Consider the following 16,060-nt stretch of genomic DNA (forward strand, 5'->3'; position numbering starts at 1 on the left):
AGGAGCCGCCCATGTCGTCCGAGACGATCCCCGTGCCGCCCGAGCTCGCCGCCACCGCGCGCATCGACGCGACCGCCGCGCAGGAGATGCGCGAGGACGCAGCGCGCGATCCCGACGCCTACTGGGCACGCATGGCGCAACGCCTCGACTGGTTCCATGCACCGACGAAGATCCGCGACGTCAGCTTCGCGCACGACGATTTCCGTATCCGCTGGTACGCCGATGGCGAGCTCAACGCCAGCGTCAACTGCCTTGATCGTCATCTCGCGACCAAGGGCGACCGCACGGCGCTGATCTTCGAGCCCGACGATCCGTCGCAACCGGCGCAGCACATCAGCTATCGCGAGCTGCACGCGCGCGTCTGCCGGCTCGGCAATGCGCTGCGCAACCTCGGCGTGGGCAAGGGCGATCGCGTCACGATCTACATGCCGATGACCATCGACGCCGCCGTCGCGATGCTCGCCTGCGCGCGCATCGGCGCCGTGCACTCGGTGGTGTTCGGCGGCTTCGCGCCGCAGTCGATCGCCGACCGCATCGCCGACTGCGCGAGCAAGCTCGTCATCACCGCCGACGAAGGCCTGCGCGGTGGCAAGCGCATTCCGCTCAAGGCGAACGTCGATGCGGCGTTGAAACTGCCCGGCACGAATTCGGTGGAGACGGTGCTGGTCGTGCGGCATACGGGCGCGGGTATCGACATGCAGATGCCGCGCGACCGCTGGATGCACGCGGTGGTCGAAGGCCAGCCCGACACCTGCGAGCCCGAGCGCATGAACGCGGAGGATCCGCTGTTCATCCTCTACACCTCCGGCAGCACCGGCAAACCCAAGGGTGTCCTGCACACCACCGGCGGCTACCTCACGTGGGCGAGTTGGACGCACGAAGCGGTGTTCGACCTGCGCGATGACGACGTCTACTGGTGCACCGCCGACGTCGGCTGGATCACCGGCCACAGTTACGTCGTCTACGGCCCGCTCGCGAATGGCGCGACGTCGATCGTGTTCGAAGGTGTGCCGAACTATCCGAACACCTCACGCTTCTGGGACGTGATCGACCGCCACAAGGTCACGATCTTCTACACCGCGCCTACCGCGATCCGCGCGTTGATGCGCGAAGGCGAAGCGCCGGTGAAGCGCACGTCGCGCGCGTCGCTGCGCCTGCTCGGCAGCGTCGGCGAGCCGATCAATCCGGAAGCTTGGCGCTGGTATCACGACGTGGTCGGCGACGCGCGCTGCCCGGTCGTGGATACGTGGTGGCAGACCGAAACGGGCGGCATCCTCATTTCGCCGCTGCCCGGCGCGACGGCGATGAAGCCGGGCTCCGCGACGTTGCCACTGCCGGGCATCAAGCCCGCGCTCGTCGATGCGAATGGTGCATTCCTCGAGGGCGAAGCCGAAGGCAACCTCGTGCTGCTCGAGTCCTGGCCCGGGCAGATGCGCACCGTGTACGGCGACCACGCGCGCTTCATCGAGACCTATTTCAAGGCGTATCCCGGCATGTACTTCACCGGCGACGGCTGTCGTCGCGATGCCGACGGGTATTACTGGATCACCGGTCGCGTCGACGACGTCATCAACGTCAGCGGCCATCGCATCGGCACCGCGGAAGTCGAGAGCGCGCTCGTGTCGCATCACGACGTCGCCGAGGCCGCGGTGGTCGGCTATCCGCACGACCTCAAGGGCCAGGGCATCCATGCCTACGTCACGCTGAAAGCGGGCGTCGACGCAACCGACGCGCTGCGCGCCGCGCTGGTGCAGACCGTGCGCACCGAGATCGGCCCGATCGCGACGCCCGATCGCATCCAGTGGGCGCCCGGTCTGCCGAAGACGCGCTCGGGCAAGATCATGCGACGCATCCTGCGCAAGATCGCCGAAGGCGCACCCGATCAGCTCGGCGATACGTCGACGCTCGCGGATCCGGCCGTCGTGCAGCAGCTCGTCGACGGTGCGGAAGCGTTCGGATGACGCGCGATGCCTCGGCATCGCGTAATGCGGGGACACCGTCGCGCATGGTCTCAGCGATCGGTGGTGGCGTGCTTGGCGCTGTTGTCGCATGCATGGCGAAGGGTTGCTGATCGGCATCGATCAGATGGACCCCGGTTTCGACGAGTTGTCGGTGCCGATCGACGCGATCCGCGGCATCGCGCTGCTGTTCGTCGATGCGCTGATGCTGACGAGCTCCGGCGGCGCGGTGCGTCTGATCGTGTTGCCCTGGGCGGCGTCGGCGCCGCACTCGGCACGTTCGCGGGCTGGTGTAGCGCGCGGCAAGCATTGCGCTGAGGTCGTGCTGCGTCGCCTCTCGATGACAAGGTGAACTTGCATCACCCACAACGCGCGGGGCGTTGCGAAACCGTGCGTCGACGCTCTGCCCGCGCCGCTATGTCACGAGACATTCCGAAAAATACGCACTCGCCGCGGTGACCTTCGGCGGCGGATTGCGCGCGTAGGGATGCACCGCGTGCACGTCGATGCTCGAGCGCACGTCGTCGGCGAGCACGCGCACGAGCGCGCCGCTCTGGACGTGCGGCTCGGCGAGGTAGTCCGCGAGCAGCGCGATGCCGCCACCCGCGAGCGCCACCTGCAACTGCCCCAGCGTGTTGTCGACCGCGATGCCGCGGCCGATCGGCACCTCCAGCCCGGGCACCGACCACGTGCGCGCGTGCTCGTCGTAGCGCAGGCAGTCGTGCTCGATCAGGTTGGCGGGTGTTCGCGGCACGCCGCGCCGCGCGAAGTAGTCGGGCGACGCCACCACCGAGCCGCGAATCGCACCCAGCCGTCGCGCGACGAGCCCGGAATCGGGCAGGCGACCGATGCGGATCGCGATGTCGTAGCGATCGCCGACGAGATCCGCGACGGTGTCGTCGAGCTGCAACGCGACCTGCAGCTCCGGGTGCCGCTCGACCAGCCCCGCGAGCACGGGCGCCACGCGCGCGACGCCGAAGCTGATCGTCGCGGTGATGCGCAGCAGGCCGCGCGGCACGTCGCGGAGGCGACCGAGGTGCTGCTCCGCCGCGTCGGCCTGTTGCACGACGGTGCGGCAGTACGCGAGCAGCGCGTCGCCGGCTTCGGTCGCGGCCACGCGGCGCGTGGTGCGATTGAGCAGGCGCGTGCCGAGATGGCGTTCGAGCCGCCCGACCGCCTTGCTCACCGCGCCTTTGGTCAGGCCGAGGCGCCGGCTCGCCGCGGTGAAGCCGCCCACGTCGAGCACGGCGGCGAACACCGCCATGTCGGCGAGGCGTTCGGTCAGTCGCAGGTCGTTATTGGCGTGCATGTGGAAACAAAGAAGCCACAATCGGGCGGATTATCAGCCGAGGGAACCCGCGCGAGACTGGCCGCCCATCCGAGGAGGTCCCGCCATGTGCCGTTCCGAATTCCTCAAGACTCTGGCTACGATGCTCGCCGGCGCCCACACCGCCGGCCCGGTGTCGCTCGCCGGTTGGCCCGTGCAGGCACGCCGCCGCCGCGACTCCGAGGACGTCGAGCGCCGTCGCGCCCCGCGCCCCGCCGCCCGCCCCGCGACCTGCTCATGACCGCGCGCGTCCTCCGCGGCCCCGCCGTGACGGCGTCCCGCCCCTGGGGCGCCGTCCCCGCCGCCGACTTCGGCGACATCGCCGCGAGCATCCACTGGACCGACGCCGCTTACCCCTGGCACGTCAACGACGGCGCCGAGCTGTTCGTCGTCCTCGACGGCCAAGTGCTGATGCAGTGGCGCGCCCACGACCGGGCCCCGGTCGAGGACACCCTTCTGCATGCCGGCGACGTCTGGTCGGGCCGCGACGGCGTGGTGCATCGCGCCATCCCGCAGGGCGAGGCGCGGGTGCTGGTGGTGGAGAGGCGGGAGGCGGATGTACTGGTGGACGGGGCTTAGTCCACGCTGGCTAACATCGCCGCATGGACAGCAGCCTCCTGACACCGCGCTATCGATTGCGACTGGTCGTCCCGGAGGACGAAGCCCATTACGTCGCCTTGTATCGCGATCCGGACGTGATGCGGGCAATCGGCCCGTTACCCGACGTCGAGCACCTGCGCGCCGCATTTGGTCGGGTGCGACGCCATAACACCGCATCGAAGCCAGGCCACCGCGTCTGGGCGATTCGCGACCGCCAAAGCGAACGACCCATCGGAATTACCGCCCTGTTGCGTGCGGGTGGGCGTGCCGAGCTTGGAATCATGCTGCTGCCCGGGGTATGGAATCGCGGCGTCGCGAAAGAAGTTTTCCGGCCGCTTCTGGATCACGCCTTCGGACCGATGGGTTTGGACGTGGTCGATGCGGAGCGTCGCGATGACGAGCACGCAGTGGTCATCGACCGTTTGCTGCACCCCTTCGGATTTCTAAACGCGGACCCCACCGCTCCGGGCCTCCGCCGCTGGGCCCTGTCTCGAGCCGCATGGCACAGCGACTGCGGACGGCCGGCGATTGGCGCGGAGCATCTATCGCGCTAGGGTGGCCGGGTCGTTGAAGGGGAGCGACTCATGTCCACGCCGCCGGGGAGCTTGGTGTGCGTGGGGCTCGGGATGATGTTGGGAGCGCATCTCGGACCGCGCGCACGCAATCAGATCGAACAGGCCGACGTGGTATTCGTCGCGGCCTCGGACGCGCTCGTCGAGTTGTGGCTGCAGGAGATCCGGCCCGACGCCCGCAGCCTCCAGCCGTTCTATGCGGAAGGCAAGCCGCGTCACGTGACCTACCGCGAGATGACGGACGCGATGCTGGATGAAGTGCGCGCCGGCCGACGCGTCTGCGGTGCCTTCTACGGTCACCCGGGCGTGTTCGCAAAGGTTCCTCACGACGCAATCGCGCGCGCGCGGGATGAAGGCTTCGATGCCTCGATGGAGCCTGGCGTTTCTGCTGAGGACTGTCTGTACGCGGATCTGGGCATCGATCCGGGCCACGTCGGCTGTCAGCATTTCGAAGCCAGTCAGCTGCTCTTCTACCGGCGTCATGTCGATCCGTCTGCCTATCTCGTGCTATGGCAGATCGGCCTCGTCGGCGATCGGAGCCACCGCCGCTTCAGCACATCCGCCGCGCACCGCGACCTGTTCGTCGAGCGTTTGTCCGAGTGGTATCCACTCGAGCACGAGTTGATCGTCTACGAAGCGCCGACGTCACCGATTGAATCGCCGCGCGCGGATCGTCTTGCGTTGTGTGATCTTCCCGGCGCTGAACTCCGCATGTGTTCCACGCTCGTCGTTCCACCCGCGCGATCCATGGTTCCTGATACGGACATGCTCGCGCGTATCGCGGCGCTCGACGCTGGCGCGAAAACCGCCCGATCCGATCCCAACAGAACTGATGTTCCCACCGCCATCCAGAAGAGAGGCCCGTTCCATGTCTGAAGCGATCCGGTTCCTCGAAACACTTGCGTGCGACCCCCGCGCCGACGCGCGGGACTTCGAAGCCCTTCGGACCCTGCCGGCGGAGATGCGCCGTGCAGTCCTGCGACGCGATGCGTCGGGGCTGGCGGGTCTATTGGGCGGACGCACGACGATGGCCTGCGCCATCATGCTGCCGGACAACGAAGAGCCGGCCGACGCGCCTTACGAGCCCGAAGATGTTCCCGAGGAGCCGGGTCGCCCGTCGGAAGGCGTATCGATGGCAGCCTGAGCAGGTATGCTCGGATGTCCGGAACGTCCGGACATCCGAGCGGCTTCGCCGGTATGCGTGACCTATGAAAGCTCTCAGGCTTTGCTTTGTTCTGGTCGTCGTCATCGGTGCGTTCGCGCCCGGCATGGCACCGGCTACTGACGCGAGTCAATTGCTCCGTCGGGCGGACGAGGTCCGCAGTTCGGACCCCGCGACGTTCAATCGGCTATTGACGCAACTCGATCAGCTGCAGCCCAAGCTGACGGCCGCCCAAAAGCGCCACCTGCAGCTGCTCGATGCGTATCGTGATTCCATCGCGGGTCGCTACGACGAGGCGATTCGTTCGTCGTTGGCCCTCTACGAGAACGCACCCGAGATCGAGCTGAAGTACCGGGCCGGTCTCCTTGTCGCCAACGTTGCAGCCGTAACGCGCGACTTCGGCCTGGGCTTGCGCTACCTCGAACGCTCCCTCGAACTCGAACCGAAGCTTACGGATCCGCAGCTGCGCCAGCACGGCTACGGCGTTGCAGCTGCGCTCTATAACCAATTCGGTCAGTACGAGCTCGGCGAGAAATACGCAGAGCGCATGCTCGCCGAAGGCGCCACCGGTCGAAACCGCTGCGCCGCGAAGCAGTTTCGCGCTGAAGCGCTGCTGGGCTTGGGTCGTCTTGTCGATTCCGACGCGGAAATTCAAGCTGCGATCGACGACTGCGCGAGCCAGAAGGAAGCGATTTTCGCGAATCTGATCCGTCGGACGCTTGCCCAGCGATGGGCGGCCAATGGAGAGGTCCGGCGTGCAGTTGCTCTGCTGGAAGCCAGTCTTCCCGAAGTGATGGGGACGCATTACACGCGCCTGATCGGTGAAATACGCAGCCTGCTGGCCGAATATCGCTTGAAGCTCGGCAACGAAGCTGCAGCGGAAGCAGATGCGCACTACGTTGCGACGATCGAAGGCCAGGACGCGCAATGGTTGCCGAGCGTTACGGCGCATCACGTTCTTTACGAAATTGCGTTGCGTCGAGGCGATAGTGCGAAGGCGCTCGACGAATACCGCAAATATGCCGAGGCCGAACGTGCGCGCCTCGACGACATCAAGACACGCGAATACGCGTTTCAGCTGAGCCGGCATGAGCTCAGCCAGAAAAACCAGTCGATCGCGCTGTTGAAGAGCCAGAACCAGTTGCTGTTGTTGCAGCAGCAGGCGACGCGCGCTTCCGCGTGGAACACCCGCCTTGCCATCGCCCTTCTCCTCGTCCTCGTCGCTTCCGTCGGCTACTGGGGCTGGCGCGCGCGGCGGATGCACGGGTCACTTCGCACTTTGGCGGAAACGGACGGACTCACCGGACTCTCCAATCGCCGTCATTTCCGCGCACGCTCCGAAGCCGCGCTCGCACTCTGTGCACAACGCAAGCGCCCCGCCTGCGTGTTGCTCTTCGACCTCGATCACTTCAAGCAGATCAACGATCAGTGCGGCCATTCCTCGGGCGACTGGGTGCTGCGGGAGGTCGCGCGCGTCGGTCGGCTGCATTGCCGCGAGCAGGATCTGTTCGGGCGCATCGGCGGCGAGGAGTTCGCGATGACGCTCGTCGACTGCGACGCGGAAGCGGCGATGCGCACGGCCGAGGCCTGCCGTCGCGCGATCGCCGGGATCGACGCCAGCGTGGCCGGCTGCGGGCAGCCGGTCGCCGCCAGCATCGGCGTGGTGACGACGTCGGTGTCGGGCTACGAGTACGAGGCGCTGATCGCGCACGCCGATGCCGCGATGTACCGGTCGAAGGTCGCGGGCCGCAATCGCGTGACGCTGTACGAGCGTCCCCCGGTGCCGCAGCCGGGCGTGGTCCCGGCGATCGACCGCCGCAACGCCGAGGCGATGCTCAAGCAGTACTAGGCCGGGCCGTCGGTCCGGCCTCCACCCGGCGTCGACATGCCCGCGACATGGCGGGCGTAGCGTTGGGCATCCGCCACCTGCGACCCGCCCGCCATGGACGAGAACCGCCGCATCGCGGATTACCTGCGTTCGACCGCCGATCTGACCGAGTACTTCCGCACCTGCAAGCAGACGGGCGACATGACGCTGGTCGAAAGCGCGCTGCGCGACATGCCGGAGTGGGCGACCTTCCACGAGGTGAGGAGCGCGCTGGGCGCGGCCGGGCTGCGATTGAGCGTGGCGCCGCTCGGGCCGGCCGAAAAGGTGCTGCCGGAGTATTCGGAGCGCCGGAAGGGGCCGCGTAAGCACTGATTCGATGCGTCGGCAGACGTCGCCGCATGCGGACGTCGAACCGCGCGTCGTCAACATCGCACCCAACAAAAAACCCGCCTCTCGGCGGGTTTTTTGCGAAGTCGGATCGTTCGGCCGAGGCTTACTTGATCTTGCCTTCCTTGTACATCACGTGCTTGCGCACGACCGGATCGAACTTCTTGATCTCCATCTTGCCCGGAGTGTTCTTCTTGTTCTTGTCGGTCGTGTAGAAGTGGCCGGTGTTGGCCGACGAAATCAGGCGAATCTTGTCGCGCTTGGAAGCCATCGTCGTCTACTCCTCAGATCTTTTCGCCGCGTGCGCGGAGATCGGCGAGGACGGCGTCGATGCCGTTCTTGTCGATGGTGCGCAGGGCATTGGCGGAAACGCGCAGGCGGACCAAGCGGTTCTCCGAAGCGACCCAGAAGCGGCGCTCGTGGAGGTTCGGCTGGAAACGACGACGGGTCTTGTTGTTCGCGTGGGAGACGTTGTTACCCGTCACCGTACGCTTGCCGGTCACTTGGCAGACTTTGGACATACGCACCTCGAAAGGTATGAGTGCTTCCCTTGGCCAGGGAGGCGGCGGCCCTGACGCGCTCCGTTAGGAACGCATCGCGCGATTCAGGCGGGACCCGCGGGGCGGGCGATTCGCTGGCGACGGAAAACGCGCTTTCCGGTCGACGTCGGGGCCCGACACAGGGCCGGCGGACGCAGCGAGCCGCGCATTATGGCGGCCGAGGCCTTTGCGGGCAAGCACTTACGTGTGAATCAGTCGGCCCACGCTGGGCGATCGTCCGCGTGCAAGCCGGGTTTTGCGATCGGCATCCCGTGATCGCCCGCCTCGTCCCGACGGGAACGCACCCCCGCGGCCCGCCGCGACGCCGCGACTGCGGGCCGGAGCCCGCCCTAACGACCCTCAGATCGCCCAGCGCATGGTTCGCGCCACAGCGCCTGATCGCCTGCGAGATCGGCTGCCCGGACGGGGCTAGGCTGGCGCCCTGACCGCCGAGGAGACCCCCATGGACGCCGCCGTCGCCCGTCATGCCGCCTGCGCCTGCGGCCAGCTCGCGGTCGCGTGACGCGGCGAACCCGTGCGCGTCTCGATCTGCCACTGCGACGCCTGCCAGCGCCGCACCGGCACCCGGTTCGGCTGGCAGGTCCGGTTTCCGCAGGACGCGGTCACGCCGACCGGCGACGTCGCGCACTACCGCCGCGTCGCCGATAGCGGGCGCGCACTCGACTTTCGCTTCTGCCCGCGCTGCGGAAGCACGGTGTGGTGGACGATGGACCGCGACCCCGGTCTGGTCGTCATTGCCGGCGGCGCATTCGCGGATCCGAGGATCCCGCCGCCGACGGTCGCGGTCTACACCGATCGCCAGCACGCCTGGACGACGATGCCGGCGCTGATGGATATCGAATCGCATCCGTAGACGCAGCGCCTCCCCGGGCGCGAGCTGCGCCTCGGTGCCGTGCGGGGCCGGCGAGCCGTCAGGCGCCGGACAACCAGTCCGCGCCCGCCTGTCCGATCTGCCCGTCTTCCGCGGCCTGCGCCCCGGCGACGCCGATGCCACCGACAACCTGGCCGTCGACCATCAGCCGCACCCCGCCCTCGAGCGGCAGGGCGGACGGCAACGCCAGCACCACCTGCGCGCCGCCCTCGAGCAGCCGCTGATGGAAGCCAGTATCGCGCTGGTAGTTCGCCGCGTGCTGCGCCTTGGCGATCGCGACGTCGACGCTGGCGTTGGTGGTGCCGTCCATGCGCAGGAAGTGCAGCAGGCGACCCGACTCGTCGACGATGGCGATGGAGACCGCCCAGCCGTTGCGTTCGGCTTCCGCTTCCGCGGCAGCGGCGATGTGCCGCGCGGCGGCGAGGCCGAGGACCGTTCGTGTACGCAGGTGTTTATCGGCGCGGTTCTGCATGGGCATCCCGATCATGGTAAACGGCGAACCGCTGATCATCGCGGTGCGTGCATTGGATTGGCCAACGCGTCATGGAGTCGATGCGGAACGTCGTGATTTCCGCACGTCGATGCGTCTCACGCGCACCCGCCTTGTTCCGCGGCCGGGTTTCGCTCGCGGTGCGCGGGACGCGCAGCCTCAGTGCGAGGCCCGATCCCGGTTCCACCCGCGATGCCGGATGTCGAGCATCAGGCTGTACACCGCGGTGAACGCGGGGAACAGGTTCTGGATGACGCCGACGGAATCCTGCTTCTGGGAGAACAGGAAGTAGCTCAGCGTCATCAGTGAGCCGACCACGCTCATGTACCAGAAGAGCCGCGGGATCACCGGCTTGCCCGCGCGCTTGCTCGCGACGAACTGCACCAGCCAGCGACCGCCGAACATCGCGGCGCCGACCAAGCCGATCACCTTCCACGGCGATGCATGCAAACCCGTCCAGGCGAGCCACGGGATCGGTGAATTCATCACGTCGCCGACCACGCTCAGACCTCCTCGACGCGGGTCACGCGCGAGCGCTTGATCAGCCACGAGACGCCGCGCAGGTCGCTGATGCCGACCAGCGCGCGGTTGAGATTGTTGTACTTCGACACGCCGCTCGCGCGGTGGCGATGGTTCACCGGCACGCTCACCGTCTGCCAGCCGGCGCGTTGCATCAGCGCGGGCAGGTAGCGATGCATGTGATCGAAGTAGGGCAGGTCGAGGAAGGCGTCGCGCTCGAACAGCTTGATGCCGCAGCCGGTGTCGGGCGTCGAGTCGCGCAGCATGCGCGAGCGGATCGCGTTCGCCGCCTTCGACGCCCAGCGCTTGCTGCCCGTGTCCTGGCGGTTGACGCGCCAGCCGGCGAACAGCTTCACCTCGGGGCCGGATGCATCGCGCTTGGCGAGCAGCTTCGGAATGTCGGCCGGATCGTTCTGGCCGTCGCCGTCGAGCGTCGCGATCCACGCGCCACGCGCCGCTTTGACGCCGGTGCGCGTCGCGGTGCTCTGTCCGCTGTTCCTGAGGTGGCGCACGACGCGCAGTTCCGGTGCTTCCGACTTCAGCGCCTGCAACGCGGCGACGGTGCCGTCCTTCGAGCAGTCGTCGACGTAGACGATCTCGAAGTCGGTCACGCCGCGCAGCGCGGCGACGATCTCGCGCACGAGCGGCGCGACGTTGCCTTCCTCGTTGAAGACCGGCACGACGACGGAGAGCGGAAGAGAAGCGGTCATGGAACTCTCGGGGGATGCGGGGCCACGTCCGTGCGGCAAAGGTGACGCGCCGATTGGAGCAGGATTGTCGCCGATAGTTCCGGCGACGGGCGGCGCGGGATTCGAAGCGGCGATCGGCGGATCGGTACGGCAGCGTCGTCGGGTTCGATGCGTCGTTGCGGCCAGCGTCGTGGCGTCGATTCGCGGCGTTCGCCAGCGACGCACAACGCGTCGTGACGTCAGTCCTCGCGACGCGTGCGCAGGCGCTCGAGCACGCCATCCAGCGATTCGAGATCGCTGTAATGGATGACGAGGCGGCCCTTGTTGCCGCGGCCGTTGAGCACCGACACCTTCGTGCCCAGCGTCTCGGCGAGTTCGCGTTCGAGCGCGACGATGTCGGCGGTCGGCTTGGCCTTGGCCGCCGCGGCGCGCGGCTTGGCGTTGCCGGCCGGTACCTGGCCCGCCATCAGCTGCTGCACGCGATGTTCGACTTCGCGCACCGACCAGCCCTGGTCGGCGGCCTGCTTGGCCAGCGCGATCGCGGCCTGCGGCGCGAGCGGCAACAACGCGCGCGCATGGCCCATCTCGATCGCGCGCGTCTCGACCAGCACGCGAATCTCCGGCGGCAGCTCGAGCAGGCGCAGCAGGTTCGACACCGCCGCGCGCGAACGGCCCACCGCTTCCGCGGCCTGCGCATGCGTGAGATCGAACTCGTCGATGAGGCGCTGCAGCGCCTGCGCTTCTTCCAGCGGATTGAGGTCTTCGCGCTGGATGTTCTCGATCAGCGCCATCGCGACGACGGTGCGGTCGTCGACTTCGCGCACGACGACCGGGATCTCGCTCAGCCCGGCGAGCTTGGACGCACGCCAGCGACGCTCGCCCGCGATGATTTCGAACGTCTTGCCGCCGTGGTCGCGGATCTCGCGCACCACGATCGGCTGGATGACACCCTGCGCCTTGATCGATTCCGATAGCTCGGCGAGCTTGGCTTCGTCCCAATGACGGCGCGGCTGGTACTTGCCGGCCACGAGCGCGTCGACCGGCAACTGCCGCAGCTGATCCCCGGGCTGCGCTTCGACGATCTGCGGCGCCTCGGCGGCGGCCTTCGGCCCGAGCAACGCTTCGAGCCCGCGGCCGAGGCCGCGCTTCTTCGCGGAACTCATGCCGCGGCCTCCTTCATCGCCTTCTTGGCCGCCTGCTCACGTTCCTTATTGCGACGCACGACTTCGCCGGCGAGGCCGAGATACGCGACGCCGCCACGGCTCGCGCGGTCGTAACCGACGATCGACTGCCCGTGGCTCGGCGCCTCGGCCAGGCGCACGTTGCGCGGCACGATGGTGCGGAACACGCGGTCGCCGAAATGGTTGATGAGTTCCGCCGACACCGCGTTCGCGAGGTTGTTGCGCACGTCGAACATGGTGCGCAGCACGCCTTCGATCTCGAGGTTCGGATTCAGGCGCGTGCGGATCGCTTCGATGGTTTCGACCAACGCCGAAATACCTTCGAGCGCGTAGTACTCGCACTGCATCGGCACGATCACCGAGTCGGCCGCAGTCAGCGCGTTGAGCGTGAGCAGCGACAGCGCCGGCGGGCAGTCGATGAGGATGAAGTCGTAGTCGGCGCGCAGCGGTTCGAGCACGGCCTTGAGCTTCTGCTCGCGCGCGCTCTCGTCCATCAGGCGGATTTCCGCCGCGGTGAGGTCGATGTTGCCGGGCAGCAGGTCGAAGTCCTCGGCGGTGCGCACGATGGCGCTCTTCGCTTCGGCTTCGCCGAGCAGCACCTCGGTGATCGACGCTTCGATCGCGCGCTTGTCGACGCCCGATCCCATCGTCGCATTGCCCTGCGGGTCGAGGTCGACGAGCAGCACCTTCTGTGGCGCGCGCGCCAGGCCAGCGGCCAGGTTGACGGCCGTCGTGGTCTTGCCGACGCCGCCCTTCTGGTTGGCGATCGCGATGATGCGGGCCATTCGGCTCGTTCCCCTGCTGGGCTGGATGACACGGCGTCGGTCGATCGCCACGGCGTGAGCCGCGGGCGGTCGGGGTCCGTTCCGGACCGCATAGTATGCCCGTGAAGACGCGCCTTCACGGCGCCCGGATCGACGGCATGCGCCGCCGGTCATACTGTCGCCATGCGCGCCGACCTGCCCCCCGACCTTCGTCCGATGCTTGAGTCCGGACTGGCCGAGATCGGCCTCGATCCGGCCCATGCGGAGCGACTGCTCGGCTACCTCGCCCTGCTGGTCCGCTGGAACGGGACCTACAACCTGACGGCCATCCGCGACCCGCGGGAGATGGTGGTCAAGCACCTGCTCGACTCGCTCGCGATGCACCCGTTCGTCGACCCGGTGGTCGCCGCGGGCGGCGCACTGGCCGATCTCGGCACCGGCGCCGGCCTGCCGGGCATCCCGCTGGCGATCGTGAAGCCGGGGCTGAAGGTCACGTTGGTCGAAAGCGCGGGAAAGAAGGCCCGCTTCATGCGGCAGGCGATCCGCGAGCTGGGACTGCCGGCTGCACGGGTGGCCGAATCGCGGATCGAGGCCCTCGACGAGCCGGGCGCGTACACCGCGATCACCGCCCGCGCGCTCGCGACGATCCCGTTGATCCTCGAGCTGGGCGGGCACCTGCTCGCGCCGGACGGCGTACTGCTGGCGATGAAGGGCGTCTATCCCGCGGACGAGCTGGCGCAGCTGCCCGAGGGATGGCGGCTGCGCGACAGCCATGTGCTGCGCGTGCCGGGACTGGACGCGGAGCGCCATCTGGTCGTCGTCGAGCGGGCGCGCTGAGCCACCCGACGTGTGACGTAGCGAACGCAAATCAGGGCGGACCGGCGATCATCTGCCCCGAAACTGCCACTAACGTCGCTTATGTCGACATCAACGGACAGCTGAGCCCGCAGGAGCGTGTCGGGTCCTTTGCAGGTTCGCGTTCCGGAAGGCGGCGACTGGGCTGACGTTAAAGATCGCGACCTACGATCCTCGAGACGACCCATCACTCGCGCGCCGGGCACCACGCCACGCTCCCGACCAGCCCCTCGATCGCCAGCGGCTCCACGGTCCAGGCGTCGACGGGCCCCAGCTCGGCATCCGCCACGACCAGCCGCGGTGGGCCCCCCAGGCCGTCGAACCGCAGCCGGTCCAGGCCGAACGCCAGACCCCGGCCCTGCGCCTTGAGCACCGCTTCTTTCGCGCACCACAGTCGCAGGAAGGCGGCTTCCCGGACGTCGGGCGCGAGCTGCGCCAGTGCGGCCGCCTCGTCTGCATGGAAATAGCGGTGCGCGAGTTCCAGCGCGCGCGGCCGGGGCTTCGGCGATTCGATGTCGATCCCTACCCGGACGCCCTCGCCCAGCGCGATCGCCAGCCGGGCCCCGCTGTGGCTCCAGTTGCAGTCCAGTCCCGGCCGGCGCAGCAGCGGCCGTCCGTGCGGGCCGCGGTCGAACGCGATCGACGCCGCGTCCACCTCGAGCACGGTCGACAACCAGTCGCGCACCAGCGACTCCGCGGGCACGCCGGCGGGGTGCGGGAGGTCGACGACGCGGACCGGGCCGGGGCGACGGGCGGCGGACAAGCAGGGGCCTTTGGCTGACCGGACAGGGGCCGCAGCGTAAAGTACCGACGGGGAAAGGCGTCAGGTCGGGCACATGTCGGCGGTCATCGGTACGGAACGGGAGCGGGCGTCGCGCCTGCAGGCGCTGGTCACGGGCGCGTCGTCGCGCGTGGTCGCCTACGACGCCGGTGTTCCGGTCACCCGCGCGACGTTCGAGCGCCACGTGCGCGCCGTCGCCGCCGCGCTGCCGCAGGCCGCCTATGCGGTGAACCTCTGCGAAGACCGCTATCGCTTCATCGTCGCGCTGTGCGCCGTCGCGCTGCGCGGGCAGGTGACGCTGCTGCCGCCGTCGCGCGCGCCGGCCGTCGTCGATGTCGTACGCGCCGACCATCCCGATTCGATCTGCATCGGCGATACGTCGCTCGATCCAGCGCCGCCGAGCTACTGGCAACTGCCCGACGCGCTTGCCGAGCTCGACGGTGCACCGCTCGCGATCGACGCCGACGCGACGCTGCTGATCGGTTTCACTTCGGGCAGCACCGGCGCGCCCAAGCCCAACCTCAAGACGCTCGCGAGCTTCGTCACCAGCACCGCGCAGAACGTCGCCGCGCTGCACGACCTGCTCGCGCTCGACGACATGACGCCGCTCGTCGCGACCGTGCCGCCGCAGCACATGTACGGCATGGAGATGTCGGTGATGTTGCCGCTGCTCGGCGATGTCGCGGTGCATGGCGGCCGTCCCTTCTTCCCGCAGGACGTCGCGCGGGCCGTCGCGGAGTGTCCGCGCGCGCCGGTGCTCGTCAGCACGCCCGTGCACCTGCGCGCACTCGTGCAGGCGCATCACGACGATCCGTCGTTCGCGATGCCGCCGATCGCGGCGATCGTGTCGGCCACCGCGCCGCTGCCGCAGGATCTCGCGCAGGCCGCCGAAGCCGCGTTCGGCTGCGAAGTGCGCGAGATGTTCGGTTCGACCGAAACCTGCATCCTCGCGCGCCGACGCACGGCGCACGACGACGCGTGGACGCTGCTTCCGGGTGTCACGCTCTCGCCACAACCCGACGGCACGCTCGTCGACGCACTGCACCTGGCGTCGCCGGTCGCACTCGCCGATCTCGTCGAGCTGTTGGCCGACGGACGGTTCCGTCTGTGCGGTCGCAATGCGGACCTGCTCGAGATCGCGGGCAAGCGCGCGTCGCTCGGCGACCTCACGCGCAAGCTGCTGGCGGTGCCGGGCGTCGTCGACGGTGTGGTCGTGCAGCTCGATGCCGACGCACATGGCGTATGTCGCATCGCGGCATTGGCCGTCGCGCCCACGCTGTCGCCCGACGACATCCTGCGTGCGCTGCGTCAGCAGATGGATCCGGTGTTCCTGCCGCGTCGTCTTCGTTGCATCGCGTCATTGCCGCGCAACGAAACGGGCAAGCTCCCGCGTTCGACGGTGCTCGATTTGCTGCGCAGCTGAACGGCACATTGCACTTCACGTAACGCCCACGCGTTGCACGACTAACGACGCTCGAAAGCGGCTGTTTTCATACGCGGCCGTCACGGCTGCCTT

21 protein-coding genes are annotated in these 16,060 nt (G+C 68.3%); 12 read left to right on the plus strand and 9 right to left on the minus strand.

From position 1 onward, the window contains the following. The first annotated feature begins 11 nt into the window (after window positions 1–11). Together acs and EVS83_RS06055 are read left to right on the plus strand one after the other, a co-directional pair. The gene (gene acs / locus EVS83_RS06050) at window positions 12–1,961 is read left to right on the plus strand and encodes an acetate--CoA ligase (protein ID WP_133500142.1); all 1,950 of its coding nucleotides are present in this window, start codon (window positions 12–14) and stop codon (window positions 1,959–1,961) included. A 103-nt stretch (window positions 1,962–2,064) separates the two neighbouring features. Beyond that, entirely contained in the window at window positions 2,065–2,310 is a 246-nt protein-coding gene (locus EVS83_RS06055) for a hypothetical protein (RefSeq protein WP_133500143.1), read from the plus strand. 63 nt (window positions 2,311–2,373) lie between these two features. On the opposite strand, the gene EVS83_RS06060 is transcribed toward EVS83_RS06055, so the two are convergent. Beyond that, window positions 2,374–3,267, minus strand: a complete 894-nt coding sequence (locus EVS83_RS06060; RefSeq protein WP_133500144.1) for a LysR family transcriptional regulator — start codon at window positions 3,265–3,267, stop codon at window positions 2,374–2,376. 85 nt (window positions 3,268–3,352) lie between these two features. Here EVS83_RS06060 and EVS83_RS15620 point away from each other — a divergent pair, with 85 nt between their 5' ends. From EVS83_RS15620 to EVS83_RS06090, 7 genes are all read left to right on the plus strand, one after another. Beyond that, window positions 3,353–3,526, plus strand: coding sequence for a hypothetical protein (locus EVS83_RS15620; protein ID WP_166636820.1), 174 nt, complete (start codon window positions 3,353–3,355; stop codon window positions 3,524–3,526). After that, entirely contained in the window at window positions 3,523–3,864 is a 342-nt protein-coding gene (locus EVS83_RS06065; RefSeq protein ID WP_133500145.1) for a cupin domain-containing protein, read from the plus strand. The genes EVS83_RS15620 and EVS83_RS06065 overlap by 4 nt, the downstream gene beginning before the upstream one ends. Before the next feature lie 23 nt (window positions 3,865–3,887). Then, entirely contained in the window at window positions 3,888–4,439 is a 552-nt protein-coding gene (locus EVS83_RS06070) for a GNAT family N-acetyltransferase (RefSeq protein WP_133500146.1), read from the plus strand. A gap of 30 nt (window positions 4,440–4,469) precedes the next feature. Continuing rightward, window positions 4,470–5,333 carry an SAM-dependent methyltransferase gene (locus EVS83_RS06075; protein WP_208108699.1) on the plus strand — a complete coding sequence of 288 codons (864 nt, stop codon included), beginning with the start codon at window positions 4,470–4,472 and terminating at the stop codon, window positions 5,331–5,333. Then, window positions 5,326–5,601 (plus strand): hypothetical protein, encoded by a 276-nt coding sequence (locus EVS83_RS06080; protein WP_133500147.1) that lies wholly within the window; start codon window positions 5,326–5,328, stop codon window positions 5,599–5,601. The genes EVS83_RS06075 and EVS83_RS06080 overlap by 8 nt, the downstream gene beginning before the upstream one ends. Before the next feature lie 64 nt (window positions 5,602–5,665). After that, the gene (locus EVS83_RS06085; protein WP_133500148.1) at window positions 5,666–7,468 is read left to right on the plus strand and encodes a sensor domain-containing diguanylate cyclase; all 1,803 of its coding nucleotides are present in this window, start codon (window positions 5,666–5,668) and stop codon (window positions 7,466–7,468) included. Between the two features lie 93 nt (window positions 7,469–7,561). Further along, window positions 7,562–7,819 (plus strand): hypothetical protein, encoded by a 258-nt coding sequence (locus tag EVS83_RS06090; RefSeq protein WP_133500149.1) that lies wholly within the window; start codon window positions 7,562–7,564, stop codon window positions 7,817–7,819. A gap of 121 nt (window positions 7,820–7,940) precedes the next feature. Here EVS83_RS06090 and rpmG read toward each other — a convergent pair whose 3' ends face one another. Together rpmG and rpmB are read right to left on the minus strand one after the other, a co-directional pair. Next, window positions 7,941–8,105, minus strand: a complete 165-nt coding sequence (rpmG, locus tag EVS83_RS06095; RefSeq protein ID WP_133500150.1) for a 50S ribosomal protein L33 — start codon at window positions 8,103–8,105, stop codon at window positions 7,941–7,943. Between the two features lie 13 nt (window positions 8,106–8,118). After that, a complete protein-coding gene (gene rpmB / locus EVS83_RS06100) occupies window positions 8,119–8,355 on the minus strand; it encodes a 50S ribosomal protein L28 (RefSeq protein ID WP_133500151.1) in 237 nt (78 codons plus the stop codon). Window positions 8,356–8,908: 553 nt separating this feature from the next. On the opposite strand from rpmB, the gene EVS83_RS06105 reads away from it, so the two are divergent. Next, complete coding sequence (locus EVS83_RS06105; RefSeq protein ID WP_133500152.1) at window positions 8,909–9,247, plus strand: GFA family protein; 339 nt, start codon at window positions 8,909–8,911, stop codon at window positions 9,245–9,247. A gap of 58 nt (window positions 9,248–9,305) precedes the next feature. On the opposite strand, the gene EVS83_RS06110 is transcribed toward EVS83_RS06105, so the two are convergent. From EVS83_RS06110 to EVS83_RS06130, 5 genes are all read right to left on the minus strand, one after another. Next, on the minus strand, window positions 9,306–9,776 hold the full coding sequence (locus tag EVS83_RS06110; RefSeq protein ID WP_133500153.1) for a GlcG/HbpS family heme-binding protein: 471 nt from the start codon (window positions 9,774–9,776) through the stop codon (window positions 9,306–9,308). Window positions 9,777–9,914: 138 nt separating this feature from the next. After that, complete coding sequence (locus EVS83_RS06115) at window positions 9,915–10,241, minus strand: lipid-A-disaccharide synthase N-terminal domain-containing protein (protein WP_133500154.1); 327 nt, start codon at window positions 10,239–10,241, stop codon at window positions 9,915–9,917. 17 nt (window positions 10,242–10,258) lie between these two features. After that, on the minus strand, window positions 10,259–10,984 hold the full coding sequence (locus tag EVS83_RS06120) for a glycosyltransferase family 2 protein (protein ID WP_133500155.1): 726 nt from the start codon (window positions 10,982–10,984) through the stop codon (window positions 10,259–10,261). A 218-nt stretch (window positions 10,985–11,202) separates the two neighbouring features. Then, entirely contained in the window at window positions 11,203–12,126 is a 924-nt protein-coding gene (locus EVS83_RS06125) for a ParB/RepB/Spo0J family partition protein (RefSeq protein ID WP_133500156.1), read from the minus strand. After that, window positions 12,123–12,929 (minus strand): ParA family protein, encoded by an 807-nt coding sequence (locus tag EVS83_RS06130; protein ID WP_133500157.1) that lies wholly within the window; start codon window positions 12,927–12,929, stop codon window positions 12,123–12,125. The genes EVS83_RS06125 and EVS83_RS06130 overlap by 4 nt, the downstream gene beginning before the upstream one ends. Before the next feature lie 162 nt (window positions 12,930–13,091). Between EVS83_RS06130 and rsmG the strand changes: the two genes are divergently transcribed. Further along, the gene (gene rsmG / locus EVS83_RS06135) at window positions 13,092–13,745 is read left to right on the plus strand and encodes a 16S rRNA (guanine(527)-N(7))-methyltransferase RsmG (protein ID WP_133500158.1); all 654 of its coding nucleotides are present in this window, start codon (window positions 13,092–13,094) and stop codon (window positions 13,743–13,745) included. Window positions 13,746–13,950: 205 nt separating this feature from the next. Here the strand turns inward: rsmG and EVS83_RS16195 are convergent, their stop codons facing one another. Next, entirely contained in the window at window positions 13,951–14,448 is a 498-nt protein-coding gene (locus EVS83_RS16195) for a 4'-phosphopantetheinyl transferase family protein (RefSeq protein WP_342774933.1), read from the minus strand. A 151-nt stretch (window positions 14,449–14,599) separates the two neighbouring features. On the opposite strand from EVS83_RS16195, the gene EVS83_RS06145 reads away from it, so the two are divergent. Then, window positions 14,600–15,967 carry an AMP-binding protein gene (locus EVS83_RS06145; protein WP_133500159.1) on the plus strand — a complete coding sequence of 456 codons (1,368 nt, stop codon included), beginning with the start codon at window positions 14,600–14,602 and terminating at the stop codon, window positions 15,965–15,967. The last annotated feature ends 93 nt before the right edge of the window (window positions 15,968–16,060 follow it).

Origin of the sequence: Cognatilysobacter terrigena (assembly GCF_004361065.1) — a bacterium.
GTDB lineage: Bacteria > Pseudomonadota > Gammaproteobacteria > Xanthomonadales > Xanthomonadaceae > Cognatilysobacter > Cognatilysobacter terrigena.

What these genes read in the sequence shown, in the direction of transcription:
- EVS83_RS06075 (WP_208108699.1), top strand. Translation starts at nt 4,470, where the DNA reads ATGTCCACGCCGCCGGGGAGCTTGGTGTGCGTGGGGCTCGGGATGATG.
- EVS83_RS06080 (WP_133500147.1), top strand. Translation starts at nt 5,326, where the DNA reads ATGTCTGAAGCGATCCGGTTCCTCGAAACACTTGCGTGCGACCCCCGC.
- EVS83_RS06085 (WP_133500148.1), top strand. Translation starts at nt 5,666, where the DNA reads ATGAAAGCTCTCAGGCTTTGCTTTGTTCTGGTCGTCGTCATCGGTGCG.
- EVS83_RS15620 (WP_166636820.1), top strand. Translation starts at nt 3,353, where the DNA reads ATGTGCCGTTCCGAATTCCTCAAGACTCTGGCTACGATGCTCGCCGGC.
- EVS83_RS06060 (WP_133500144.1), bottom strand. Translation starts at nt 3,267, where the DNA reads ATGCACGCCAATAACGACCTGCGACTGACCGAACGCCTCGCCGACATG.
- rsmG (WP_133500158.1), top strand. Translation starts at nt 13,092, where the DNA reads ATGCGCGCCGACCTGCCCCCCGACCTTCGTCCGATGCTTGAGTCCGGA.
- EVS83_RS06110 (WP_133500153.1), bottom strand. Translation starts at nt 9,776, where the DNA reads ATGATCAGCGGTTCGCCGTTTACCATGATCGGGATGCCCATGCAGAAC.
- EVS83_RS06120 (WP_133500155.1), bottom strand. Translation starts at nt 10,984, where the DNA reads ATGACCGCTTCTCTTCCGCTCTCCGTCGTCGTGCCGGTCTTCAACGAG.
- EVS83_RS06065 (WP_133500145.1), top strand. Translation starts at nt 3,523, where the DNA reads ATGACCGCGCGCGTCCTCCGCGGCCCCGCCGTGACGGCGTCCCGCCCC.
- rpmG (WP_133500150.1), bottom strand. Translation starts at nt 8,105, where the DNA reads ATGGCTTCCAAGCGCGACAAGATTCGCCTGATTTCGTCGGCCAACACC.
- EVS83_RS06125 (WP_133500156.1), bottom strand. Translation starts at nt 12,126, where the DNA reads ATGAGTTCCGCGAAGAAGCGCGGCCTCGGCCGCGGGCTCGAAGCGTTG.
- EVS83_RS06070 (WP_133500146.1), top strand. Translation starts at nt 3,888, where the DNA reads ATGGACAGCAGCCTCCTGACACCGCGCTATCGATTGCGACTGGTCGTC.
- EVS83_RS06130 (WP_133500157.1), bottom strand. Translation starts at nt 12,929, where the DNA reads ATGGCCCGCATCATCGCGATCGCCAACCAGAAGGGCGGCGTCGGCAAG.
- EVS83_RS06090 (WP_133500149.1), top strand. Translation starts at nt 7,562, where the DNA reads ATGGACGAGAACCGCCGCATCGCGGATTACCTGCGTTCGACCGCCGAT.
- rpmB (WP_133500151.1), bottom strand. Translation starts at nt 8,355, where the DNA reads ATGTCCAAAGTCTGCCAAGTGACCGGCAAGCGTACGGTGACGGGTAAC.
- EVS83_RS06145 (WP_133500159.1), top strand. Translation starts at nt 14,600, where the DNA reads ATGTCGGCGGTCATCGGTACGGAACGGGAGCGGGCGTCGCGCCTGCAG.
- acs (WP_133500142.1), top strand. Translation starts at nt 12, where the DNA reads ATGTCGTCCGAGACGATCCCCGTGCCGCCCGAGCTCGCCGCCACCGCG.
- EVS83_RS06115 (WP_133500154.1), bottom strand. Translation starts at nt 10,241, where the DNA reads ATGAATTCACCGATCCCGTGGCTCGCCTGGACGGGTTTGCATGCATCG.